At 38.8% G+C, this 24,260-nt stretch carries 21 protein-coding genes, 1 tRNA gene and 1 pseudogene; 11 read left to right on the top strand and 12 right to left on the bottom strand.

Annotation, left to right across the window (positions count from 1 at the left end; genetic code table 11):
• The first annotated feature begins 38 nt into the window (after positions 1–38).
• From FKZ43_RS08040 to ltaE, 6 genes are all read left to right on the top strand, one after another.
• Positions 39–123 (top strand) — tRNA-Leu (locus FKZ43_RS08040).
• Positions 124–156: 33 nt separating this feature from the next.
• Positions 157–1,404, top strand: a complete 1,248-nt coding sequence (gene tig, locus FKZ43_RS08035) for a trigger factor (protein ID WP_181180308.1) — start codon at positions 157–159, stop codon at positions 1,402–1,404.
• Between the two features lie 43 nt (positions 1,405–1,447).
• Positions 1,448–2,068, top strand: a complete 621-nt coding sequence (clpP, locus tag FKZ43_RS08030; RefSeq protein ID WP_140945370.1) for an ATP-dependent Clp endopeptidase proteolytic subunit ClpP — start codon at positions 1,448–1,450, stop codon at positions 2,066–2,068.
• A 6-nt stretch (positions 2,069–2,074) separates the two neighbouring features.
• Positions 2,075–3,361, top strand: a complete 1,287-nt coding sequence (gene clpX / locus FKZ43_RS08025) for an ATP-dependent Clp protease ATP-binding subunit ClpX (protein ID WP_140945369.1) — start codon at positions 2,075–2,077, stop codon at positions 3,359–3,361.
• Positions 3,362–3,464: 103 nt separating this feature from the next.
• Positions 3,465–5,129 carry a formate--tetrahydrofolate ligase gene (locus FKZ43_RS08020; RefSeq protein ID WP_181180307.1) on the top strand — a complete coding sequence of 555 codons (1,665 nt, stop codon included), beginning with the start codon at positions 3,465–3,467 and terminating at the stop codon, positions 5,127–5,129.
• 18 nt (positions 5,130–5,147) lie between these two features.
• Positions 5,148–6,179 (top strand): low-specificity L-threonine aldolase, encoded by a 1,032-nt coding sequence (gene ltaE, locus FKZ43_RS08015; RefSeq protein WP_140945367.1) that lies wholly within the window; start codon positions 5,148–5,150, stop codon positions 6,177–6,179.
• A gap of 34 nt (positions 6,180–6,213) precedes the next feature.
• Here ltaE and FKZ43_RS08010 read toward each other — a convergent pair whose 3' ends face one another.
• Entirely contained in the window at positions 6,214–8,349 is a 2,136-nt protein-coding gene (locus FKZ43_RS08010) for a M20/M25/M40 family metallo-hydrolase (RefSeq protein WP_140945366.1), read from the bottom strand.
• Positions 8,350–8,437: 88 nt separating this feature from the next.
• Here FKZ43_RS08010 and FKZ43_RS08005 point away from each other — a divergent pair, with 88 nt between their 5' ends.
• Genes FKZ43_RS08005 through FKZ43_RS07995 form a run of 3 tightly spaced genes read left to right on the top strand, consistent with a single transcriptional unit; the run spans position 8,438 to position 11,120 of the window.
• Entirely contained in the window at positions 8,438–8,737 is a 300-nt protein-coding gene (locus FKZ43_RS08005) for a PDDEXK family nuclease (RefSeq protein WP_140945365.1), read from the top strand.
• Between the two features lies 1 nt (position 8,738).
• The gene (locus FKZ43_RS08000) at positions 8,739–9,626 is read left to right on the top strand and encodes a DNA methyltransferase (RefSeq protein ID WP_140945364.1); all 888 of its coding nucleotides are present in this window, start codon (positions 8,739–8,741) and stop codon (positions 9,624–9,626) included.
• Positions 9,627–9,638: 12 nt separating this feature from the next.
• Positions 9,639–11,120 carry a pyridoxal phosphate-dependent decarboxylase family protein gene (locus FKZ43_RS07995; protein WP_140945363.1) on the top strand — a complete coding sequence of 494 codons (1,482 nt, stop codon included), beginning with the start codon at positions 9,639–9,641 and terminating at the stop codon, positions 11,118–11,120.
• A 1-nt stretch (position 11,121) separates the two neighbouring features.
• On the opposite strand, the gene FKZ43_RS07990 is transcribed toward FKZ43_RS07995, so the two are convergent.
• The 11 genes from FKZ43_RS07990 to glgP form a co-directional block, all read right to left on the bottom strand.
• The gene (locus FKZ43_RS07990) at positions 11,122–11,904 is read right to left on the bottom strand and encodes a dienelactone hydrolase family protein (protein WP_140945362.1); all 783 of its coding nucleotides are present in this window, start codon (positions 11,902–11,904) and stop codon (positions 11,122–11,124) included.
• Between the two features lie 9 nt (positions 11,905–11,913).
• Positions 11,914–13,539, bottom strand: a complete 1,626-nt coding sequence (locus FKZ43_RS07985; protein WP_140945361.1) for an ATP-binding protein — start codon at positions 13,537–13,539, stop codon at positions 11,914–11,916.
• Positions 13,540–13,541: 2 nt separating this feature from the next.
• On the bottom strand, positions 13,542–14,783 hold the full coding sequence (locus FKZ43_RS07980; protein ID WP_140945360.1) for a nickel-dependent lactate racemase family protein: 1,242 nt from the start codon (positions 14,781–14,783) through the stop codon (positions 13,542–13,544).
• A gap of 3 nt (positions 14,784–14,786) precedes the next feature.
• On the bottom strand, positions 14,787–15,539 hold the full coding sequence (gene larB, locus FKZ43_RS07975; RefSeq protein WP_140945359.1) for a nickel pincer cofactor biosynthesis protein LarB: 753 nt from the start codon (positions 15,537–15,539) through the stop codon (positions 14,787–14,789).
• A 15-nt stretch (positions 15,540–15,554) separates the two neighbouring features.
• Entirely contained in the window at positions 15,555–16,079 is a 525-nt protein-coding gene (locus FKZ43_RS07970; protein WP_140945358.1) for a DUF5683 domain-containing protein, read from the bottom strand.
• Positions 16,080–16,168: 89 nt separating this feature from the next.
• On the bottom strand, positions 16,169–17,098 hold the full coding sequence (locus tag FKZ43_RS07965) for a hypothetical protein (protein ID WP_140945357.1): 930 nt from the start codon (positions 17,096–17,098) through the stop codon (positions 16,169–16,171).
• Positions 17,099–17,111: 13 nt separating this feature from the next.
• Positions 17,112–18,938, bottom strand: a complete 1,827-nt coding sequence (uvrC, locus tag FKZ43_RS07960) for an excinuclease ABC subunit UvrC (protein WP_140945356.1) — start codon at positions 18,936–18,938, stop codon at positions 17,112–17,114.
• Positions 18,922–19,344 carry a methylmalonyl-CoA epimerase gene (mce, locus tag FKZ43_RS07955; RefSeq protein ID WP_140945355.1) on the bottom strand — a complete coding sequence of 141 codons (423 nt, stop codon included), beginning with the start codon at positions 19,342–19,344 and terminating at the stop codon, positions 18,922–18,924. The genes uvrC and mce overlap by 17 nt, the downstream gene beginning before the upstream one ends.
• Positions 19,337–20,620: a hemolysin family protein gene (locus FKZ43_RS07950; protein WP_140945354.1), complete on the bottom strand. Its 1,284-nt coding sequence runs from the start codon at positions 20,618–20,620 to the stop codon at positions 19,337–19,339. Before FKZ43_RS07950 ends, mce begins: the two co-directional genes overlap by 8 nt.
• 19 nt (positions 20,621–20,639) lie before the next feature.
• Positions 20,640–21,131 (bottom strand): single-stranded DNA-binding protein, encoded by a 492-nt coding sequence (locus FKZ43_RS07945; protein WP_140945353.1) that lies wholly within the window; start codon positions 21,129–21,131, stop codon positions 20,640–20,642.
• 56 nt (positions 21,132–21,187) lie between these two features.
• A complete protein-coding gene (glgP, locus tag FKZ43_RS07940) occupies positions 21,188–23,320 on the bottom strand; it encodes an alpha-glucan family phosphorylase (protein ID WP_140945352.1) in 2,133 nt (710 codons plus the stop codon).
• A gap of 358 nt (positions 23,321–23,678) precedes the next feature.
• Here glgP and FKZ43_RS07935 point away from each other — a divergent pair, with 358 nt between their 5' ends.
• Both FKZ43_RS07935 and FKZ43_RS11465 read left to right on the top strand, forming a co-directional pair.
• On the top strand, positions 23,679–23,903 hold the full coding sequence (locus FKZ43_RS07935) for a hypothetical protein (protein WP_140945351.1): 225 nt from the start codon (positions 23,679–23,681) through the stop codon (positions 23,901–23,903).
• A pseudogene (locus tag FKZ43_RS11465) lies at positions 23,900–24,260 on the top strand (hypothetical protein); the annotation flags it as partial. The gene FKZ43_RS07935 and the pseudogene FKZ43_RS11465, both read left to right, overlap by 4 nt.

Raw genomic sequence — 24,260 nt, 5'->3', positions numbered from 1 at the left:
AAAAGAGTTATATTTTTTAAGCAAAAAATTTGTGCTTTGGGCACGTGGCGGAACCTGGTAGACGCGCTGGACTTAGGATCCAGTGGGATTAAACCCGTGGGGGTTCAAATCCCCCCGTGCCCACTGCAAAAAATAAAAACAAAAGATGACTTTCCTGTGGAAGTAAACATCAATAAGATAAGCCAAATAGAACAAGAAGCCGAGATAAAACTTGATTGGTCGGACCTCGCACCTTACTTTGAAGAGGCGTATAAAAAATTCCAAGCCGAAGCGGAAATCAAAGGGTTCAGAAAAGGGAAAGCCCCACTTGAACTCATAAAGAGACAATTCGGCGAACAAATTGAATACGATGCCCTTGACGATATAGTCAACAAGGTTTATATAAAACTTGTTGAGGACAAAAAAATTGAACCGCTTGGAACACCACAACTCGTTGATGTTGATTATAAACGTGGCGAGTCACTTCAATTTAAGATAAAGTATGAGGTCATGCCAGATATTGAAATTTCAAATTATAAAAACCTTGAAGTTGAAAAGCATGTCCACACTGTTAGTGAAGATGAAATTGACAAAGAAATAGAAAGATTGCTTTCCGCAAACGCTACATATGAAGAAACCGATGAAGTTAAAGGTGAGCTTTTCAGAGTGACGATTGATTTACAAGGGGTGGATCAAAATAACCTGCCAGTGCTTGGAAGAAGAAGTGAGAATGTCGTGATTGAGCTTGACGATGAATCCATCGTTGAAAACTTGAAGGAGCGACTTTTAAGAGCAAGAAGAGATGATGAATTTATAATTGAACTAATGGTTGATAACAAACCCGAAAAAGTAAAGGTCACCGTCAAAAAAGTTGAAAGGAAAATACTTCCTGAATTAAACGATGAATTTGCCTCAAAGATAACCAAGGGCAAAGTTAACAGCGTTTCCGAACTAAGAGATTACTTAAAGAACGAGCTCCAAAAATGGTGGGATGAGGTAAATCAGCTAAAATTTTACGATGCCATAATCACCGAACTTGTCAGGACGAATGACTTCACAGTGCCTGAAAGCTTGATTGAAGATTTCATTCAAAGTATGCTTGACGAGGAAAGGAGCAAATACCCGGATGGCAAGCTTCCGCCAAACTTTGACATTGACTTCTTCAAGCAGAAAAAAAGAGCTGATGCGGTTTTCAGCGCCAAGTGGTATATCATAAAAAATAAAATTGCCCAAGCAGAAGGAATTGAGCTCACAGATGAAGATTATGAAAAACTCGCCGAGGAAGATTCTGCAGAGGTTGGAATTGAAAAGGAAAAATTGATCCCGTTTTACAAACGTTCGGAACATATCCGAGAGAAATTGTTAACTCGGAAAGTTCTTGAATTTTTAAAGGACAAAGTTAAAGTTGTTGAAAAAATCGTTTGAGCGGATTTAAATCTATTGAAAAACAAAACTTGACCTTGGAAATATGAAAGGCACTTATAACCAGCTTGTTCCGATTGTCGTTGAGCAAACGAGCCGTGGTGAGAGGGCTTATGATATTTTTTCACGACTATTAAAGGAAAGAATTGTTTTCATTGGGACACCGATTGATGATACCGTCGCAAGCTTAGTTATAGCCCAACTCCTGTTCCTTGAATCCGAGGACCCAGATAAAGACATCTATCTTTACATTAACAGTCCCGGTGGTTCAATTTCAGCTGGTCTTGCGATTTACGATACGATGCAATATATAAAGCCAGATGTTGCTACTATTTGTATAGGTATGGCAGCGAGCATGGCTGCGGTAATCCTCGCAGGCGGGGCAAAGGGGAAAAGGACAGCGCTCCCAAATTCAAGGATTATGATACATCAACCTTGGGGTGGAGTTCAAGGAACTGCAGCTGATATAAGAATCCAAGCCGAAGAAATTTTGAAGATGAAGAGAAAGATAAATGAAATTTTAGCAAAACATACAGGCAAACCAATTGAACAAATTGAAAGGGACACGGACAGGGATTATTATATGTCAGCTGAGGAAGCGAAAGAATACGGGATAATTGACCAGATACTTGTCCGAAGGGAAATCCCATCAACAAAGAAAAGGTGAATTAAAATGTCGGAGCGACCAGATTTAAAATCAAAACCAGTTTGTTCATTCTGTGGAAGAAGCGTTGACGAAGTCAGCAATATGATAGCCGGTCCAGATGTATATATTTGTGAGATATGCGTGAGCGAGTCGGTTGACATTTTGAAAAATAACATAGCAGCTTATTCAACTGCGAAAAGGCGCTCAAAAATTCCTCTGACACCTATGGCGATAAAGAAAGCACTTGATGAATATGTCGTCGGTCAAGAAAGGGCTAAAAAAATTTTATCCGTTGCAGTTTACAACCATTACAAAAGGATAGAGAACAACCTTGAATCGGGGAATCATATAAAAAATTTAGCTGAGAATGTTGAAATAGAGAAAAGCAACATCCTTTTGATTGGACCAACTGGCACTGGAAAGACACTCCTTGCGCAGACGCTTGCGAAAATCCTTGATGTTCCTTTTGCGATTGCTGATGCAACAACTTTAACTGAGGCGGGTTATGTCGGGGACGATGTTGAGACGATACTTCTGTATCTTCTGCAAAATGCCGACTATGATGTTTCAAGAGCCGAGCGTGGGATAGTTTACATTGACGAGATTGACAAAATTGCCCGCAAGAGCGCAAGCCCATCAATTACAAGAGATGTCTCTGGGGAAGGAGTTCAGCAGGCGCTACTTAAAATACTTGAGGGGACAATAGCTGGCGTCCCTCCAAAAGGAGGAAGAAAACACCCCGAGCAAAGCTTAATTTACATTAACACAAAAAACATTTTGTTCATATGTGGCGGTGCATTTGAAGGGCTTGAGAAGATAATCGCAAAAAGAGTGAATAAAAACTCAATTGGTTTCACCGCTGAGATAAGGGGAAATAAAGATGAAATGATAGACGAACTTTTACCACTCGTTGAACCTGAGGACCTTTTGAAATTTGGCTTCATACCTGAATTTATCGGGCGTCTGCCTGTAATAGCAACGCTTCACTCTCTTTCAAAGGATGCTCTAATTAAAATTTTAACCGAGCCGAAAAATGCTATAATTAAACAATACAAAAAGCTTTTTGAATTTGACGGTGTTGAACTTGAATTTGAAGATGAAGCTCTTGAAGCGGTCGCCGAACTTGCGCTTAAGAGAGGCACGGGGGCTCGCGGTTTAAGGGCGATAATTGAAGAGATAATGCTTGACATAATGTTTGAACTTCCAACACGACTTAAAGAACACCCCATCTCAAAGTGCATAATTACAAAGGAAACAATCTATGAAAGAGCTGAACCGATCTTCGTTTACAAAGAAGAAAAACTTTCAGCGTGAAATAAAATCCAAAAGCACCTTATTCTGCTTTAACGGCGAGAGTTTTTAATCCCGACCAAAAGTCGGGATTTTTTATTTAAAAACAAAAGGTGAAGGCAAAATGATGGCAAACGCAATCCTAACCGAAGAAAAAGTAAAGCCAATTCATATCAAGCACATAATGGAACAGATCGGTTTAACCGACGAAGATTTTGAATACTACGGCAAATTCACTGGTAAAATACGACTTGAGGTGATGGAAAAACTCAAGGACAAGCCCGATGGGAAGCTTATAATCGTCACTGCGATCACCCCAACTCCTTCTGGCGAGGGAAAAACACTGACATCAATTGGTCTAAGCCAAGCCCTGAACAAAATTGGAAAGAAGGCGATCGTCACATTAAGGGAACCATCACTTGGTCCTGTTTTTGGAATAAAAGGTGGTGCAACAGGTGGCGGTAAATCACAAGTCATCCCTTCGGAACTTATCAACCTTCACTTTAACGGAGATATTCACGCTGTCGCTTCAGCCCATAACCTTCTAGCTGCTTTAATTGACGCACATATTCATCACGGAAACGAACTCAGAATTGACGTAAACAACATCACCTGGGAAAGGACAATTGATATGAACGATAGGGCACTGCGACATATAGTTATTGGACTTGGCGGAAAAGTTAACGGTGTCCCAAGGGAATCGGGATTCGTGATAACAGCTGCATCTGAGACCATGGCGATATTATGCATGGCAAGTTCAAGGATGGACCTAAAAAGACGATTATGCGAGATAGTCATCGGTTATGACCTTAACGGTAAACCAATTAAAGCAAAGGACTTAAACGCTTGTGGTGCTATGATGGTTTTGCTAAATGAAGCCATAATGCCAAACCTCGTTCAAACAACTGAACACACACCTGCGATAATCCATGGTGGTCCATTTGCAAACATAGCTCATGGGACCAATAGTGTAATAGCGGATAAAATCGCTTTAAAGCTTGCTGATTATGTTATCGTTGAAACTGGCTTTGGCTCTGATCTTGGGGCTGAAAAGTTCTTTGACATCGTCGCTCAAATCCACCGACTTAAACCTTCCGCAGCTGTAATCGTCGTATCAGCCAAAGCGATAAGATATCACGGTGGAATAAAATCGCAAGATGAATTCACGATTGAAAAATTTAAAAAAGGGCTTGAAAACCTTGAATTTCACGTCAAAAATGTTAAAAAGTTCGGTGTGCCCGCCATTGTATCAATCAACAAGTTCGCAAACGATACCGAAATTGAGATTAACCTTATAAAGGAAAAATGCGCCGAGCTCGGTGTTGAATGCTCCGTTACGGAATTCTTCACAAAAGGAGGTGAAGGGGGAATTGACCTTGCCGAAAAAATTGTCAATATCACTGAGACAATCCCATCGGATTTCAAACCACTTTACAGATTGTCAACGCCATTGCTTGATAAAATTAAATTGATTGCAACTGAAGTTTACGGCGCAGATGATGTCTATATTGAAAGGAAAGCGATGAAAAAACTTGAAAAATACATTGAACACGGCTACGACCATTTACCTGTGTGCATAGCGAAAACTCCAAATTCAATTAGCGATAACCCAAAGCTTGTTGGAGTTCCAAAAGGTTGGACATTAACAGTCACAGACGCAAGATTATTTGCAGGAGCTGGCTTCGTCGTCGCAATTTGTGGCGATATAATGCTTATGCCAGGGCTTTCTAAAAATCCAGCAGCATTTCACATGGATGTTGACGAACACGGAAATATAATCGGTCTATTTTAAAACAAACGATAGGTAAAAATGAAATACATTGACTTGCGAAGTGACACGGTTACAAAACCGTCCCCAGAGATGCGAAAATTTATGATGGAAGCAGAGGTAGGGGATGATGTCTTTGGTGAAGACCCAACGGTTAATAAACTACAGGAAATGGTAGCCGAAATCCTTGGAAAGGAATCAGCCCTGTTTGTCCCAAGCGGTGTCATGGGGAATCAAACTTCAATAAAGGCACACACTGAGCCCGGGGATGAAGTCATAGTTGAAGCTGAATCCCACATAATGAACTATGAGACAGCAGCCCCATCAATGCTCTCGGGTGTCCAACTTTACCCAATTCAAGGCAAAAATGGCGTCATAACAGTTGAACAAATAAAAAGAGCTGTCAGACCAAAAGCGTATTACATGCCGAGGACTCGCTTGATCTGTCTTGAAAACACACACAACAGAGCTGGTGGGACAATTTTCCCGATTGAAGAGATAAAAAAGATTAGAGAATTCGCCCTTGAAAACGGGATTAAAATGCACCTTGATGGCGCACGCCTTTGGAACGCTTGTGTAGCAACGGGAATAAGCCCAAAAGAATATGCACAATATTTTGACTCTGTGCTGGTTTGCTTATCAAAAGGTCTTGGAGCCCCCGTTGGCTCAGTTGTCGCCGGGGATAGAGAGTTTATTGAGAAGGTTAGAAAATATAGAAAAATTTTCGGCGGTGGAATGAGACAGGTTGGAATTCTAGCTGCTGCTGGAATTTATGCCCTTCAACATAACATTGAACGATTGAAAGAAGACCACGAAAAAGCAAAATTTTTTGCGCAGGAAATTTCAAAAATTCCTGTGTTTGATATCAACCTTGAAACAGTTCAAACGAACATAGTCATAATCGGTGTTGAAAAAACGGGTAAAACACCAGATGAAATTTTGAAAGTTTTGAAGGAAAATGGCGTTTTGTTAAGTTCAGGAAGCTATATGAAAATAAGAGCGGTCACTCATCTTGATGTTTCAATGGAAGAAGTAAAGCAAGCGGTTGAGATATTTTTCAAGTTGTTCGCTTAAAAAACCGGGGCAAAATCTCGCCCCGGGAAATTCTTCATTTCAAAAAACGATAAAGATTTTGACCAAAAATTTTTTGAATTGACTTCACATCCCATTTCTCCTTCTGAAGATCAGCAATCAAACTCACAGCTTTATCCGGTTCCAAATTTAGAAAAACATTATCAATTTTTACAGAGTCAATCCTCTCAAGAAACTTATCAGCATCCGTGAAAACAAGTATATTTCCCCCGTCAGATGAAAGATCAATCTGATCAAAAATAAGCCCTGGCTTTTTGAAATTAAACCCTGCGAATTCAACTCCCTTCACGATCGGATAAACATCAAGATAAAAATCGTTCACAACATCAACCACACTTTGAATTTTTGACAAAGAAATTTCCTCACTGAAAACTACAAACTTCAATCCCGCCTTTGAAAGAACTCTCAAAACCTGAGGGTTTTCTTTAAAAACTTTAGCATCGGCAGAAAAAATTATATTCAAAACACCCGGCGAAGTTGAAAACTTTGATTTATCCGTAACGATGTTAAAATTCTTATAATCACGACTTGCGACGGAATCAAAAAAACTAATCACTCTTACAACGCTGGCAAGGTCATCACCCTTAATTTCAAATATGACCCCATCAACATCACTTCCTTTAAGCTTTGACCTTAAATTGTTAATTTCGCTTAAACTTGAAGAATCAATCGTAGTGTAAACCACCGTCCTTGCATTAGCATAAAGATATCTTTGATACCTATCTTTCCCCTTCAAGCTCTTCGGATAATTTGCCAGACCAAGTATGACATCATACGCCGTGTTTCCAACCTCGCCAAGGACGAAGGGTTGAATTTTATCGCTCTTGTCATCGGTTCTGTGATATTCGGGATGTTGCCCAGCCGAGATAAAGAAGAAAGCAGGGATTCCTCGCTCTTGAAATGGATAATGGTCGGAGTTTGCACCAGCGCGAAACTTCCCAAGATTTTTCAACTTTTCAGCTGGAAAAAAGTTTTTAACTATGTCCCACATTTCAGGGAAATTTTCTGTCCCGGCAATATTTATATTCCCGTTGCCTCTTCCAACCATATCAAAATTAAACATCGCAACTATATTTTCCTCTGGAACAGGTAAGTTTGATACGAAATGCTTGGAGCCCAAAAGCCCTTGTTCCTCGGCAGCAAAAAGCACAAAAATTATTGACCTTTTCGGTCTTTCACCGTTTGCAATCATACTTCTTGCAAGTTCCATAACAAGACAAGTCCCAGAACCATTGTCGTCAGCTCCGGGATATATAAACCCCTCTGCATCAACACCGTTATGATCCATATGAGCCCCAACAACTATGTATTCATCTTTTAAATTTTCATCAGAGCCAGGAAGTAAGCCGACGACATTTTTAGTCCAACCCTCAAGTCGTTCAACCTTTGTTTCAACTTCAAAAATTTTCCCAATCTCAAACGATTTAACTTTAAAATTAACCTCGCTTCTCAAGGCGTCAAAGCTTATCCCAGTGTCATAGAAAATATCGTCAATTACTTTTCTTCCGATCCAAAGAGCTGGAATTTCAGGAGTATAATATTCCTGGGTTATTGTTCCACCTCGTATTGGTCTATCTCCTTGGACATAAAAAACTGCGGATGCCCCCTTCTCATATGCCTTTCTAACTTTGTATCCCCTTGATCCTTCAACTTCAAATTTCCCCTCTCCATCACTTGGTGTTCCCGCGAGCAAAAGAACAATCTTGCCTCTGACATCAACACCTTCATAGTCATCCCTACCCTTTTCAGGGGCTGAAATACCATAACCGACGAAAACAACATTTGCTTTGACTTTACCGCTTCCGCTATTTGTCATGATCGTGAAGTCATCACCAAGTGAATATTTAACTTTCCCTTTTCTGCCGTTCAAAAGTGTTAACTTGGTGATTTTATCTTGTGTTGCCAAAATTTTAAAATTTTGAAAATAACTTCCACCATCACCAAAAGGTTTAAGCCCAAACTCCCTAAATTTTTCCGCTATCCATTGACTTGCTAATTCTCCTCCTGGTGTCCCCGATTTACGCCCTTGAAATTTTTCCGATGTCAGAACCTTGTTGAAATTCCAAGCAGAAATTGAATCAAATTTCACTTGTGAAAACAAAAACTCAAACACAAATATAAGCAAAACCAAAAATGATGTTATCCTTCGCATCGCCTTCAACCTTTTTTCAGAAAGATAATTAATTTCACCGAAAATTTGTATATTTTCAGTAAGATTTCCATAAAATATTTCCCATAAAATGAATAATCCTATAGAACAAGTCAAAAGAGAGATACCATCCGTTGATGAAATTATAAATGCAACATGGCAGAAACTTAACTTCAAAAAAGAGTTTATGTGGAAACAAGAAGTTCCCTCTGCTGGACCAAATCAAAGAATATATCTTATTACAATAGATGAAGAACTTTCAGAAAATAAGGTGAAGGAAATAATGGAAAGAGGGCTCATAGTTTTTGTCAGAGATGAAATTAAAAAGAGATTCAAAGACAATGATTGGGTAAGAAAACTATCAGATCTGCCGAAGGAGGTGAAGATATGACATGAGGCAATTGAGCTTGTTTTATGAAGAAAAAAGAAAAAGTGAGTCAACAAAATTCAAGCGTCAAAGAGATGAATCACTTGATTTCAAAGGCATTCAAGCAGGTCAAGGGATATATGCCATCCACCCGTATCCTGCAATGTTTCACTTTATGTTAGTAAGGAAATTTATAAAGGAGTTCTCAAAGGAATTTGACCTTGTTTTTGATCCGTTTTGTGGTTCTGGTGTTTCTGCCGGAGAATGTCTCAAACTTAACAGAAATTTTATAGGATACGATATTAATCCGCTCGCAATACTTATAGCAAAAGTTAGGACTACACCACAAGATATAGAAGAGCTCACAAATACACTTAAAAAAATTTTAACAGCTAAAATCAAAAATTTTGAAATTCCTAACTTTCCAAATATACACTATTGGTTTGATGAAGATGTAATAGAGCAACTTGCGCAGTTAAAGGAAGCAATTTTAAAGATTGAAAAGGAAAGTGTCCGAGATTTCTTCAAAGTTGCTTTTTCTGAAACGGTAAGGAAAGTCTCAAATGCAGATCCAAACGAGTTTAAACTCATAAGGAGGAAAGATGGTAAAAATAAAAATGTCAAGGAAACTTTTAGAAATATAGCTAAGCGAAATATAGAAAGTATCCTTGAAATCTCAGGAATAAAATCGGATTCAAAAATCATTCTTGAGAGAAGAAATATACTTGATGGTATTTCTCTTGATGATGAAAGCATAGACCTTGTTATAACTTCTGGTTTTACTCATATAAAAACGTTGGTCCGTGAGATTTCAAATAAGAGAATGCCTTCTCAAAATTCCCCGACAAATATAAAGGGTAACAAAGACGAAACAATGAAAAATGAATATGCGGTAATTCTTAAAAAACATTAACGGGGCAAAACTATGGAACTACTTTACACTTACTTTCTTGGTCCGAAGGGTGAAAACACTGAGCTTTTCAAAAAACTAATTAATCTGGCGATTGAATGGAACAAAAAATGGCGTGAAAATTTCTTTGAAGATGGGTCAATTTATCCAGCTGATTTCTTTGAATCAGAAACATTCAAAGAAGAGTCACAAAAACTTGAAAAGGTCTTTTCGGAATTTTTAAAACGGCTTGAAAAAAATCTCCCCTATTTTCACCCCCGCTATTCAGCTCAAATGCTTAAAGACCCGTCAATCCCAGCTCTTATTGGATACTTTGCCGTAATGCTTACAAACCCGAACAATCACGCTTATGAGGGTGGACCTGTAACGACAGAGATGGAAATGGAAGTAGTTGATGACCTGCTGAAACTTGTCGGCTTTAAAAATGGCTGGGGACATTTAACAAGTGGTGGCTCACTTGCAAATCTTGAAGCTTTGTGGGCCGTGAGAGATTATAGAAAAAAGGGGATAGCGCTGTTTTCAAAGGGCTCTCATTACTCGTGGAAAAGGATTTGCGCAATTTTAAAAGTTGATTTCATTGAAATTGATGTTGACGAAAATTATAGGATTGACCTCAATCAACTTGAAGACGCGTTGAAAGACAATACCGTTATGTTTGTAATGGCAAATTTTGGGACAACAGGTGTTGGAGCGGTTGACCCGATAAATGAAATTTTAAAGCTCAAAGAGAAGCACGGTTTCCATCTTCACATTGACGCAGCTTATGGTGGATATATGCGAAGCTTGATAATTGATGAAAACGGTCAAATTATTGACTTCACTAAAGTTGAGCCCACATTAAAAAAGTTCGTCTATGATAATTTAATCGCTCTTTCAGAAGCGGATTCAATCACGATTGACCCACACAAGCATGGTCTGGTCATGTATGGGGCTGGTGGGGTCCTTTACAAGGACGAAAATTTGAGGCAGGTTATTTTGAATACCTCCCCGTACACATATCACAAAAAGGATAAACCAAACATCGGGATGTTTCAACTTGAAGGTTCAAGACCCGGGGCATCTGCAGGAGCCGTGTGGCTTACCCACAAACTTATTCCCCTGAATGTAAACGGCTTTGGTAAGATTCTATCACAAACCTTAAAGACAGCAAATTATCTACACGATAAAATTCAAAAACTTGATGGCTTTTCCCCCTTAACTCATCCAGACCTTGACATTTTCTGTTTCTATAAACACGATGGGAATTTGAAACTTAGTTCAATAAACGAGAAGACGCTAAAAATTTATAACCGACTTTCAATTGAAAACCCCTCGGCTAAATTTATACTTTCAAAATTCGTGGTTGATAAAACAACGGCGAAAAGAATAAATCCATCGCTTCAAATTGATGAGGAATCACTTACCACGCTAAGGTCTGTATTTATAAAGCATTGGAATACTTTGAGCGAAAGGTTAAACTATGTTGATATGTTAATTGAGGAGATTCTCGCCGATTGATTTAATCTGCTTTCAGATATTTTTTGAAGAACTTATCTATCAAATCCCAAGCGCTTTTCGTTGAGATTTCGTCATAGCCAGTTTTATTGTTTGGATTCATAAATGCGTGACTTACGCCTGGGTAAATTTTAACCTCAATTTTCTTCCCGAGCTTCTTCATTTTCTCCTCAAAGCTTTTAACAGCATCTGGCGGAATTCCCTTGTCTTTTTCCGCGAATATCCCAAGGACCGGCGACTTTATCCTCTCAAGCTGCTTCTCATCTTCAACAAGACGTCCATAACAAATTACACCCGCCGAGAAATCCGGAATTTCAATTAAACTCCTGAGCGCAAATCCACCGCCCATACACCAACCAATTATTCCAATCTTATCTTTTTTTACATCTTCGCGCGACTTAAGATAATCAACTGCTGATTTGATATCCCTCAAAACGACATCATTTGAGAGCGATTGCATATATCTTCTCGCATCCTCTGGTGTTGTTGCAAGTTTCCCACGATAAAGGTCAACCGCAATCGCAACATATCCCATGCTTGCAAATCTAACAGCGTTCTCTTTTTCCCAATCGGTCAAGCCCCACCATTCGTGTATCAATACAATCGCAGGGAATTTCCCCTCCGCTTTCGGGACAGCAAGAAAAGCCTGTATATCTTCATCTCCGCTTTTAAACTTTATCATTTGAATCCCAACATTTATCCTCTTCTCCTGTGTAAAGGCAAGTATCGTAAATATCAAAGACAAAACCATCGCAATTAAGAGAAGGAGAAAAATTTTATCAAACATGTCTCTCACTCACTTAGTTTGAGTTATGGGAAGTTTTATCGTTATAGTTGTTCCTTTCCCAAGTTCGCTTTCAACGAAGATATCACCTTTATGTTCTGTAACTATTTTTTTCACTATAGCCATTCCAAGCCCGGTGCCGTGTTTTTTCCCATAGGTTACAAATGGCTCAAACAATTTCCTTTTGATTTCCTCTGGCATCCCTTTACCTGTATCCGTAAACTGCATAAAGAAGAAATCATCCTCCCGCCATGTCCTTATAATAAATTTCCCACCTTCAGGCATAGCATCCCTTGAATTATGTGCTATGTTAAAAACAACACGCGTCATCTTGTCAATATCAATTTCAACTTCACCATCAAACTCAAAAAACTTTTCAATTTCAATATTGTTCCTTTCAAAATCCCTCGCGAGAAAGGCAACCACCCCATCAATGAAATCGCTAAGTTTTATCTTTATGAAATTCATGCTCGTAACACCTTTTGAAAAATCAAGTATTTCTTGAGCCATATTCACAAGACGATCAACTTGCCTTATGACTTCATCAACGAGTTGGATCGTCTCTCCCTCACCGACTTTTTTTCTTATAACTTGAGCATATGCTTTTATCGTCGCCATTGGATTTTTTATATCGTGAATTATTGAACTCGCCATCCTTCCTATCACTGCAAGTCGTTCTGAGTTAACAAGTTCTTGCGCCATTCTTGCATTTTGAATCGCTATTGATGCGTGAATTGAAAGCGCGTTTAACATCTCTTCATCTCTTTTTGTGAAAACCCCACTCTTTTTATTTATCAATTGAAACACACCAACAATTTTATCATTTTTATCCTTTATCGGTTGACAAAGAATTGTCTTAGTCCTATAACCTGTTTTACGATCAATCTCAGGATTAAACCTCGGGTCTTGATAAGCATCAACAAGGTTAATTACTTCTCCAGTTTGAGCCACATATCCAGCTATCCCCTGCCCTATTTTGAGGCGTATCTCCCTTATTTCATCACCCTGCAAAACTTTTGACCATATCTCACCCGACATCTCATCAACCAGATAAACTGTCCCCCTATCTGCGTTTGTTATCTCAAGAGCTATCTCAAGGATAATTTTAAGAAGTTCGTCAATATCTATTGTTGAATTAACCCGCTTTGTTATCTCAATCAAATAATTCAACTTGTTTATCTGTTCCGTGACCTCCTTTTCATATTCAAGGAAATCCCTTAAAAGTCTTTCATTTGAAACCCTCAGTCTCTCGCTGAGCGCTCTCGCAATGTTAATTAAAATTTGTGGCTCACGATGAATTAACCTTTCAAAATAATCAGCGGGTATTGAAATCACCTCACAATCACTTAAGGCAACGACGCTCGCCGACCTGGGGCGAAGGTCAATCAAAGCCATCTCACCAAAAAAATCACCCTCGCTCATCTCAAATAAAATTTTCCCCTTTGTATCAGCTAACTTCAAAATCTTGACCCTCCCCTTGACAAGAAGACACACCTTGTCACCAGATTCGCCCTCTTTTAAGATGACATCCCCAGATTTAAATTCCTCAAGAATTGAATTACCTACTAACTCGCTCAAAAAACTTTCGTTTACACCAGATAAAAGTTTGTTGTTTTTTAATACCTCAATCAGTTCCACTTTTAATAACCTCCATAATAAGTTGGCAAATAAATTGACGCGTCCTGAACCACAGCGATAGTGCCGTTAATATTTTTCAAAACATCAAAATCATCAAGTGACCTCAAACCGATAACATTTAAAACCTCCATCGGCAAACTTGTTTTCAAATTTATATTAGCAACTTTTAATTTATTTATCAAGGATAAGGCGGTGTGTCCGTTCATTGAATAATTTTTGAGAAGCTCCTTTCTCATCTCATCAACATCTTTAAACTTGAACCAATCAAGGAATGTCTTTGAACCGATGCCATCACGGCATTCAACGAAACAAAAAATTTGACCCCCATCTTTAACTATGTAATGTGAATGATGAATTGACTTATGCGATTGTATTAAATTAACATCTTTGGGAAAACCACCAGCACTTGATATCACAGCATCAAATTTTTCATCTACAGGGATTGTGAAAAACCTTTTTAAAAAATCCGCCCCAGCTTTGTGTGAGGATATCACATCTCCACAAAAAGCCCCGACGATTTTATCCGCCTCGTCAATAACAACGCCAAAATGGAATGCCTTAAAATTACAAATCTTGAACGCCTCAACTATATCTTCATAAACAGGATTCCCATCAAGTTTCAAATTCGTTGCGTTCGGATTTATATCCCCTTTGCTCGTCAAAGTTAATTTGTGGTTTTGTATAGCGGTCTTATAAGATGCAAGCCCAGGGATTATCATTTTAGCCCCACCGCCAAACCCAGCAAAGTAATGATGGGTTATTGAGCCAAGAAGCAAAATTTTATCAGCATCACAAAGTACCTCGTTCAAAAGAATTTCAGTCCCACGGGAAGTGATACCAAAAAATCTAAACCTATCATTAAAACAATCATGTTCTACAACCTTAAAACTTCTATAAATTTCCTCGCCAAGTATCTCAATTTTTTCCTCCTCGGTTTGTCTCTGATGTGTTCCAGTCGCAAAAATTACTCTGACACTCTTACATTTAATTCTTTCAAGGACAAACTTCAAAACGAAATTAACCTTCGCCTTTCTCGTTTTATCTGGGACAACCACGAGAACATTATCCCAAGGCTTTATGAATTCTTCTATTTTCGGGGAGTTAATTGGATTGTCAAGTGCTTCAGTTAAAATTTCCCCTTCCTCTTTTTGAGGTGGTTTTTCGGACGGGGTTAAAATTTTAGCGTGATCTGGAACTTCAACTTCAAGTTCGGATTTACCGTATTTAATTTTGATCTTTTTCATCTTTCAAAATTTTCTATTCATAAGCGTAGCAGCAAAAGCTGCTCCAAAACCGTTATCAATGTTCACGACAACCACCCCGGGGGCACAGGTGTTTAACATCGTAAGAAGAGGGGCGATACCGCCAAAATTAGCACCATATCCAACCGACGTCGGCACAGCTATTACTGGTACACCGACAAGACCACCAACTACACTTGGCAAAGCGCCTTCCATCCCTGCAACAACTATCACCACACTGGCATCCTTCAATTTGTCAAGATTTAAAAACAACCTGTGTAATCCAGCGACACCGACATCACACAAAAGCTCCACCTCGTTTCCCAGAATTTCAGCTGTTACCCTTGCTTCCTCAGCGACCGGCAAATCAGCTGTCCCAGCGGTTATTATTAAAATTTTACCTTTCTTATCATCTTTTTTAATTTCCTCACGAACTACGGTTATTGTCCTTGCTATTTCATTATAAACAGCGTCCTTTGCGATTTCCTTAATCGCTTTGAAATGCTCAAGCCCAGCTCTTGTCGCAAGAAGCAAATTTGAGCGTTCAAGAATTTTACCAGCGATCTGAGCCACCTGTTCGGGCGTCTTCCACTGACATAAAATCACCTCCGGGAATTCGTGCTTTAACACCCTGTGATGATCAACCTTGGCAAAATCAATTTCCTCAAACGGAAACCACTTCAACTCATTTATAAATTCATCAACTCCAATCGTCCCCTCTTTATACTCCTTTAAAAGTCTCTCTATCTTTTGCCGCATGAATTGTCAAATTTTTTATTTATAGAGACCAAATTTTGCTGTGATCATAAATCTTTCATTTGCCCCGGAAATTTGAACCTTCGGGAGCACCCCGAATATATCACCCGAACCTTTATCCGATGTGAAAAAAAGAACATCAATTATATTTATAACCCAAATACCTACAGTGACCCCAAGAAACAAATTCCGCCGTTTGTAATCTTTGTCAATGTCCGCTTTTACCTGCAACATCTCTTGCCAGAGTTGATCTGCCCTTTCCCAATTCATCGTGTTTAAATACTGCAACTCAAGATTTTCAAGCCGTTCGTTTCCGCCGACGAGGTTATTTTGGGAAACAATCGTTGTTACAAGTGACCCAAAAGTTGCCAATGTGAAAAACATACCCTTAATCTTGTGACCAAGGTAAAATTGCCCAGCCCCAGGAATGAAAGTTGAATAAACCAACGCCGTGACCTTCCTCTGATTAAGCAACTGTGATGTGCTTTGAGCCATTAAAAATGTGTGAGTCAAAAGAATGGACAAGAGAAGTTTCTTCAACATCATCAGCGTCAACTTTGTTTTAAAATCACAGGTAAAATTTAAAAACTTAAACCGAGATTTAAAAACACTTCCCCGAGATTTTGGCTCAATTACTTCACACCCCATTTGGTAAAAATAGAGTGAACCTTCAAATCGTAATTCGTCAAAACAAAATTCTGAAAATTATTTGGATGCGCCTTTGATAAATAAGGTCTGCATCTAAACATCAAATCCCTCTCCTCATCTGTTAGGTTCGGATACCTAACCTTCCAAATCCTTTCCCACTTCTTCATTAAAGCAATGTCAAACTTGTCAAGCAAATCCCCATCCCTATTAAAAATTCCCTCAAAAAATTTTTCAGAAAACATTTGAAAAAACGACTTCCTCTCGGAAACGGTAGACCCGGGGAACCCATCAACATAATAATTTGGGAGAAATTTCCTTACCCATGAGTTCGCCCTCATGAATTCAAAATATAATTCTAAGTTGAAGACCGGCTTCAATGTCGCAATCTCAATGGCTGTGAAGATATTTTTATCCTCAATCTCAAGGTGGTCGTCACTTATGAAATAATTCAAGCAAAAAAATTTCCTTTTGTTCAGGAGAAAAACCTTTTTAAAACCTATCAACAAACTTCTCGCCATCCATAATCTTCTTCTTTTAGTGATGATGAAGAAATCAATGTCGCTTCTCATTGATATGTTCCACTTCGCAAGAGCTCCCGAAACGAAAATCCCCCTGACAAACGGAAATCTTTTCATAACATGCGCCATAAACTTAGCGACCTCCCAAAACCAAGATGCAATCCTCTCACCTTTAATACGTGCCTCAACCCATTCCCTTTTATCCTCAAGTTGGAAAAATCCATCAAACTCAAAAATTTTTTTGCTTTCTTTAAGTTTCACCGCTTCATCTTTAACCTCATCAAGAGAACATTCTTTGAACAAAAGAAATTTATGCAATTCATCTATCCTCAAAGGATGCTTAAAAATTGAAAAATAAGCCAGCGTCTTAACTATGCTTTTTTGTATATCGGTCATTTCGCCCTGGCGATTATTCTTTTTCCAAAAACTCCTTCAAGTTTCTCGCTATGCTCTTACCGAGGATTTTTTCAAGTTCTTCAATTGGTGCTTGCTTTATTCCCTCAATTGAACCGAACTTTGAGAGTAAAACTTTAGCTCTTTTCTCACCTATGCCTTTAACTTCAAGAAGTTTCGTTGAAAATGTGCGCTTTGCTCTTATATCCCGGTGAAATGTGATTGCGAAACGATGGGCTTCGTTCCTTATCCTTTGCAATAAATGAAGGGCAGGCGATGATTTTGGAAGTGATTGCGGTTGGTCAATCCCGGGGAAATAAATTTCCTCAAATTTCTTCGCCAGAGCGATTATCGGTTGTTCTTTCACCCCAAGGTTTTCAAGCGCTTTTATAGCCGAAGAAAGTTGCCCCTTCCCACCATCTACAACGATAAGGTCTGGCATCTTCCCCCCCTCACCTAAAACCCTTGAATATCTCCTTTGAATCACCTCAAACATACTCGCAAAATCATTCGGCTTGTCCGAAACGCTCCTTATTTTGAACTTTCTGTACTCGCTTTTCTTCGGTTTCCCATTTTCAAACACAACTACAGAAGCAACTATATCCGAGCCCTGAATGTTTGAAATGTCAAAACACTCAATCCTTCTCGGTAATCTATCAAGGCGAAGTTCCTTTTGAAGCTGTCTCAAAACATTAGGAGCAAATTCCCCCCTCGCCTTTATCTTTTGAATTCTAAACTCATCAAGATGATATTTCGCATTAACTTTACACATTGAGATAAGTCGCGCTTCATCATCATTTTCCGGAGTTCTTATCTTAACTGGCATTCCCTTTCTATCAGCAAGCCATTTTTCAATTGAATCCGCCTCCTCTATATTTTGCGATATTAAAATCTCCCCTGGGATATAGTCAGACGAAAGGTAATACTGCGTCAACAGCGTCTCAATCACCTCATCTTCACCTTTATATCCAGCCCCAGTCATAAAAAATTGCTGACTCCCTATAAGTTTCCCATCTCTAACTTTGAATAAGACCCCGCAAGCATCTTCATCCTCAATCGCAACAGCAAAGATATCTCTGTCAACTGGCTCAATGCTGACGACACTTTGTTTTGAGGTGTAAATTTCAAGTGCTTTTATCTTATCCCTCAAAACAGCGGCTTCTTCAAATCTCAGCTCTTGGGCTAATTTCTCCATCTGTCCCCTCAAATGTCCAACGAGATCATCAATTTTCCCATTTAAAAGTTGGGCTACTTGCTCAATCATTTTATTATACTCTTCTCTTGAAACAAGTCCCTCGCAGGGACCTCCGCATTTTTTTATGTGATAATCAAGGCAAACTTTTATCTTTTTCTTCGTGATGGTCTCATCATCAATGTAATACTTACAGCTTCTCACCATGAAAACATCTCTTATCAACTTCAATGTCTGCTTAAGCGAATACGCGTCTGTGTATGGACCAAAGTATCTTGAGCCATCAGATTTTATCCGCCTCGTTGAAAAAACGCGCGGAAACGGCTCGTTCGTTATGACAATGTATGGATAACTTTTATCATCTCTCAAACTGACATTGTATCTTGGCTTTAACTTTTTAATCAAGTTTGCCTCAAGGATCAGAGCTTCAACCTCGGATTGCGTAACTATAACTTCAACATCGCTTATTTTGGAAACAAGAGCGTTAATTTTGGGATTTGTCGGTTGCGTTTTTATGAAATAACTTTTAACCCTGTTCCTTAAATTCTTCGCCTTCCCAACATAAATCACCTTCCCTGTTGAGTCCTTGAACTGATAAACGCCAGGGAGCTGTGGGAGGTTTTGTATTTTTAATTCAAGCTTCGGGTTCATCTCGTTTGAGTTCCTGTGTTAACTCAACAAGGACACCGTTAAACGACTTTGGATGAACAAAAGCGATAAGACAATTGTTAGCACCCAACCTTGGAACAACATCAACAAGCTGAAATCCGTCCTCGCTTATCCTAGCGATTTGACCTTCAATATCATCAACTTCAAAAGCGATGTGATGAATTCCCTCGCCCCTTCTCTCAATGAATTTAGCAACCGGGGAATCAACAGATGTGGGCTCGGTTAGCTCAATCCTTGAGTCACCGATTTTGAAAACAGCGACCCTGACCTTTTGCTCTTCAACTGTTTCAATGTGATATTCCTTCAACCCGCTCAACTTTGAAAATCTCTCTATAGCGTCCTCAAGATTTTTCACAGCTATTGCGACATGTGAAATTTTCTTAAACATCGCTTTGCTCCTTTAATTTTTCAACTCTGATTTTCTTTATCCGTCTGTTATCAACCTTCTCAATTGTGAATTTAAGGTTTTCATAAATTATAACATCTCTTTCCTTTGGAATTTTCCCTGTTATCTCAAGGACAAATCCACCGATAGTGTCATAATCGCTTTGCGTTGTTTTAAGGTTCGTCCCGAGTATCTCATTTGCCTCATCTATTGATAAACCCCCATCAAAAACAAATTCATTTTCACCGACTTTCTCAAAAAGTTTATCCTCTTGTAAATCCCTTTCTATCTCACCGAAAATTTCCGTTATTATATCCTGCAAAGTCACAAGACCGGCTGTCCCGCCAAATTCATCAACTACGATCGCTATGTGCATTTTCCTTTGTTTGAACTCTTGAAGCAATGTTTTCAATCTCATCGTCTCTGGAACGAAAATCGGCTCACGGAGAATTTTTCTTATATCAAATTTTTTCCTCGCTTTTCTATCCCTTACAAATTGGATGATGTCTTTAGCATATAAAATACCAATTATATTGTCAATTTGCTCCTGATACACAGGCAAACGGGAAAATCCCGTCTCCCTGATCACTTTTATTATCTGATTTAATTCCGTCCCGAGCTCAATCGCAACCATATCAACTCTGGATGTCATCACATCTTTGACCGTTTTTTCGGGAAATTGAAGAAGGTTTTTTATAATTTTTTTCTCCTCGTTATGTATCACGCCGTATTTTCCGCCAAGTTCAATTAATGGTTCTATCTCCTCAACAAGGACATTTGATTCTGGCTTTGGAATCCTTTTTTTAAATGCGTTCGTGAGAATAAGAAATAACTCAGTGAATGGATAAAAAATTATTGAGGCGATATTTACAAACCCAGAAAGGAGAGATGAAACAAGTTCGGAATTTTTTGATGAGATTATCTTGGGCAAAATTTCACCAAAAACAATCACAAGAACAGTGATCAAAATTACACTCACCGAGATAGCATATTCTAACTCAACTTCAAAAATTTGGCTTAATCTCAATGCGATTATAGTCCCAACAAGAGCTATACCGACATTGACGAAGTTATTTGTTATTAAAATCGTAAGAAGAAGTTTTTGTGGTTGTTCAAGAAGTTTTGCAACAAGTTTTTTTGACCTTGACTCACTTCTTGAAAAATTTTCCACAGTGGATGCAGGCAAAGAGAAGAAGGCAACTTCGGAAGCAGAAGTAAGCCCTGATAAAAACAACAAGACAAAAATCAAAACAACAAGAACCAGCAAGTCATAAAACATAAACTCTTAAAAAATTTTATTAAAATGGTAAGTCGTCTTCATCATCCAATTTCTGACCGGGTTCTTCTGGCGGTGTCTCAGTTTTCGTTATATCATCCAAAAATGGCTCTGGGATTTCTTCAGGTGGACCTGCTTGTATTGCTGGTTTTTGCTGTGTGGCGGTTTCATTGGTAACGCTTCTTGGCTCAAGCAAAATTATATCATCAGCTACTATCTCGGTAACGCTTCTTCTTATTCCGTTTTTATCTTCATAGGTTCTAGTTTGAAGGCGACCTTCAATATAAACTTTGCTCCCCTTTTTCAAAAGGTCAACCGACAACTCAGCCAATTTCCGCCACACAACTATCGTGTGCCACTCCGTCCTCTCCTGAAGGTTCCCATCAACATCGCGCCAAGTTTCGTTTGTTGCGATTCTGAAAGTAGCAACAGGAACCCCACTCGGGGTATATCTGAGCTCCGGGTCTGCACCAAGATTCCCTATAAGCAATACCTTATTTAAACTCCTCGCCATAACCCTTTTCCCTTCAAATTGTTTTAAATAGCAATTTAAAAATACGGGATAAAATGTTAATTATCAAGACCCCGCCGATAATACTTCTTGACATATTCCCTTACCATTCTATTCGTGTTGAAAAAGTAAGTGATCGTTGCGATTGAATTTCTTATTCTCTTAATCCATTCCCTTGGGATACCTTTCTCGTCCCGGTTGTAAAAAGTGGGGATTATTTCATCTTCAAGTGTTTGATAAAGCGATTCTGCGTCAATTTTGTCCTGTATGTTTGGGTCCTCAACCGACTCGTCTTTGCCGATAGCCCAACCATTTAATTGATTAAACGCCTCGCGCCACCACCCATCAAGTATGCTGAAATTTAAACCGAAATTCAAAATTATCTTCTGACCGCTTGTGCCACTTGCTTCAAGAGGTCTTCTCGGATTGTTAAGCCAGAGGTCGCACCCTGAAACAAGATACCTTGCTATGTTCATGTCATAATTTTCAATGAAAACAACTTTTCCAACAAACTCAGGCATTTTTGAGATATTGACAATCCTTTGCAAGAATTCCTTCCCAGCATCATCTCTTGGATGTGCTTTTCCAGAAAAAATTATTTGAACTGGTTTATCCTTATTGGAAAAAATTTTCTTTGCCCTTTCAATGTCAGAAAAAATCAACGGTGCCCGCTTGTATGCTGCAAACCTACGCGAAAAACCTATCGTTAATGCATCTACAGAAAGAATTGAATTTATATTCACCCGCGAATCAAGCCCGAGCCTCAAAAGTTGCTTCAAAATCCTCTCCCTCACAAACTCAACAAGATTTCTCCTAAGTTCATACCTTATCGCCCATATCTCCTCATCAGTTATAAAATCTTCATCAAGAACTCTCTCCCATAATTTTGAACTTTCTATCTGCTCATACCAGTTCTCCCCAAGTTTTCTACACCAAAATTCGTAAGCAACCCTGCTAAGCCATGTTAGAGAATGTATCCCATTTGTTACATGCCCAATTGGAACCTCTCTTTCAGATTTGCTCCGAAACAAGGGTTGCCACATTTTCCTACTTATAACACTGTTTAACTGACTCACAGCGTTCGCCCCTCGCGTCAACTTAAGAGCAAGCACAGTCATACAGAATGTCTCCTGTTCATTATCGGGGTGAATCCGCCCGTAAGAGAGAAACTCCTTTAAACCCATTCCAAGCGATTTTATGAAATCACCAAGTGCATACTCAATTAAATCAGGCGTAAATCTGTCATGCCCTGCTGGAACTGGTGTATGCGTTGTGAAAACACATTTTTCCTTGACATTTTCTTCAGCCTCTTCTTTTGTTTTACCACTCTCTAATTCCTCACGCATAAGTTCAAGCGTCAAAAAAGCACTGTGTCCCTCATTCAAATGATAAACCGCCGGTTCAATCCCTAACGCCTTCAAAAATCTTACACCGCCGATCCCAAGGACTATCTCTTGAAATATCCGAGTTGTGGCATCACCACCGTAAACCCTGCTTGTTATATCCCGGTAATGAAAGTCATTTTCGGGAAGATTTGTGTCAAGAAGATAAATTTTTGAAATTCCGACATTGACCTCCCACGCCTGAATATAAACATCAGCGTGGGCTATTCTAACCTTGATTTTAATTGGTTCACCACTCTCATCTACGACAAGTTTAACAGGAAGAAAATCGGGCTGAACAGGGTTGTATTCTTCAATTTGCCAACCGTTCTCAGCAATTCTCTGGTCAAAATACCCGAATCTGTAAAATAAACTCACCCCAACAAAGGGTAAACCGATATCACTTGCAGATTTAGCGTGGTCGCCAGATAAAATCCCAAGTCCACCGGAGTAAATTGGAATAGATTCGTGTAGACCAAACTCGGCAGTAAAGTAGGCAACCGGATTATTTACAAAATCGGGAAAGTCCCTTTTTGAAAGTTCTTTTCTTGTTTCAATGTAATTTTTAAACTTCTCTACAACTCTCTCAATTTTCTCCAAAAAATCTTTATTTGACAGGCGCGCCATAAGTTCCAATTTTGAAATTGACTTTAATGTTTGAAGGGCATTTTGATTTGAGATTTTCCACATCATCGGCGATAGCATCTCAAATATCTCCTGCGCCTCTGGGTTATAGGTCCACCAGAGATTATAAGCGATCTCATAAAGTGAATTAATGACCTCATCAACTCTTCCAGCAACTTTTTGCATTTTCTCCAAGCGATTTTCTTGCAAAGTTTTTTCAAAAAGATAAAAAAGCAGTTTTTAAAAACAAAATGGATTTTTTATATTTTACAAAAGCAATGCCAAAATCAAGCGCGATGGTAGAAAAAATTAAAGGAAATTCCCTTGTTCTATTTGATAATGTTCAATTCATCTATGAACTGGCTCTAGCACATCTTGAGCTAAAAGCTTTCGGAGCGAAATTTGAACTATCCCCTCAACAGACTATATTGAAAATGATTTTCATGCACTTAAAACGCTTGGCTATGACCCTGAAAAGTTAAGAGAAAAATTCATTGGTGTAAGAGGTAAAGGCAAGGAGCGAATAGACCTATACAATGAGGATATGAAAAAAAGCTTGCAAGAGATGTATAGAGTTTTAAAACCGGGAAGATATGCCGTCCTGATAGTTGGAAATGCTACCTATCAAGGAAAGGAGATAAAAACCGTTGAATTTATAATAGAGCGGGCAGAAGAAATCGGTTTTGAACTTGTTGAAAACATAGATAAAATAATTTTCGGGCTTTATAATGTGATGCAAAAAGAAAACATTTTGATTTTTAGAAAATGAGCAATTCAGAGGAATACATAAAACAGCTTGAAGAAACCATACGAAGATTTTTAGAGCCGATTAAGGACATACCCTACAACATAGCGATAAGATCACTAACGGGCTGTAGGGTTTTAGAATTTGACCGAAATGATAATAAAACTGCTTATAGAAAGGGGATAAAAACAAAAAGACCGAATGAGGCGGGAAATCAAATAGAACCCTTTGTGATTAATTCGCTAAATAAAGTTGGACTTAAAGCCGAGAAACCAAAAAGCAGAAAGGGGAAAGTAAAAATCGCTGGATACCCAGATATTGAAATCTCAGATGAATATGGACGGACCATTTATCTTGAATGTAAAACATATAGTGCACTAA

It is taken from the genome of Candidatus Thermokryptus mobilis, assembly GCF_900070205.1.
GTDB classification, from domain to species: Bacteria; Bacteroidota; Ignavibacteria; order Kryptoniales; family Kryptoniaceae; genus Kryptonium; species Kryptonium mobile.
Note: the sequence above shows the minus strand (reverse complement) of the source record. Positions and strands in the feature narration are given on the sequence as shown.

Bases quoted from the DNA above. Each gene is read 5' to 3' on its own strand.
- clpP (WP_140945370.1), top strand. From the start codon at position 1,448: ATGAAAGGCACTTATAACCAGCTTGTTCCGATTGTCGTTGAGCAAACG.
- clpX (WP_140945369.1), top strand. From the start codon at position 2,075: ATGTCGGAGCGACCAGATTTAAAATCAAAACCAGTTTGTTCATTCTGT.
- FKZ43_RS08020 (WP_181180307.1), top strand. From the start codon at position 3,465: ATGGCAAACGCAATCCTAACCGAAGAAAAAGTAAAGCCAATTCATATC.
- ltaE (WP_140945367.1), top strand. From the start codon at position 5,148: ATGAAATACATTGACTTGCGAAGTGACACGGTTACAAAACCGTCCCCA.
- FKZ43_RS08010 (WP_140945366.1), bottom strand. From the start codon at position 8,349: ATGCGAAGGATAACATCATTTTTGGTTTTGCTTATATTTGTGTTTGAG.
- FKZ43_RS08005 (WP_140945365.1), top strand. From the start codon at position 8,438: ATGAATAATCCTATAGAACAAGTCAAAAGAGAGATACCATCCGTTGAT.
- FKZ43_RS08000 (WP_140945364.1), top strand. From the start codon at position 8,739: ATGAGGCAATTGAGCTTGTTTTATGAAGAAAAAAGAAAAAGTGAGTCA.
- FKZ43_RS07995 (WP_140945363.1), top strand. From the start codon at position 9,639: ATGGAACTACTTTACACTTACTTTCTTGGTCCGAAGGGTGAAAACACT.
- FKZ43_RS07990 (WP_140945362.1), bottom strand. From the start codon at position 11,904: ATGTTTGATAAAATTTTTCTCCTTCTCTTAATTGCGATGGTTTTGTCT.
- FKZ43_RS07980 (WP_140945360.1), bottom strand. From the start codon at position 14,783: ATGAAAAAGATCAAAATTAAATACGGTAAATCCGAACTTGAAGTTGAA.
- larB (WP_140945359.1), bottom strand. From the start codon at position 15,539: ATGCGGCAAAAGATAGAGAGACTTTTAAAGGAGTATAAAGAGGGGACG.
- FKZ43_RS07970 (WP_140945358.1), bottom strand. From the start codon at position 16,079: ATGTTGAAGAAACTTCTCTTGTCCATTCTTTTGACTCACACATTTTTA.
- FKZ43_RS07965 (WP_140945357.1), bottom strand. From the start codon at position 17,098: ATGACCGATATACAAAAAAGCATAGTTAAGACGCTGGCTTATTTTTCA.
- uvrC (WP_140945356.1), bottom strand. From the start codon at position 18,938: ATGAACCCGAAGCTTGAATTAAAAATACAAAACCTCCCACAGCTCCCT.
- mce (WP_140945355.1), bottom strand. From the start codon at position 19,344: ATGTTTAAGAAAATTTCACATGTCGCAATAGCTGTGAAAAATCTTGAG.
- FKZ43_RS07950 (WP_140945354.1), bottom strand. From the start codon at position 20,620: ATGTTTTATGACTTGCTGGTTCTTGTTGTTTTGATTTTTGTCTTGTTG.
- FKZ43_RS07945 (WP_140945353.1), bottom strand. From the start codon at position 21,131: ATGGCGAGGAGTTTAAATAAGGTATTGCTTATAGGGAATCTTGGTGCA.
- glgP (WP_140945352.1), bottom strand. From the start codon at position 23,320: ATGCAAAAAGTTGCTGGAAGAGTTGATGAGGTCATTAATTCACTTTAT.
- FKZ43_RS07935 (WP_140945351.1), top strand. From the start codon at position 23,679: ATGAAAAAAAGCTTGCAAGAGATGTATAGAGTTTTAAAACCGGGAAGA.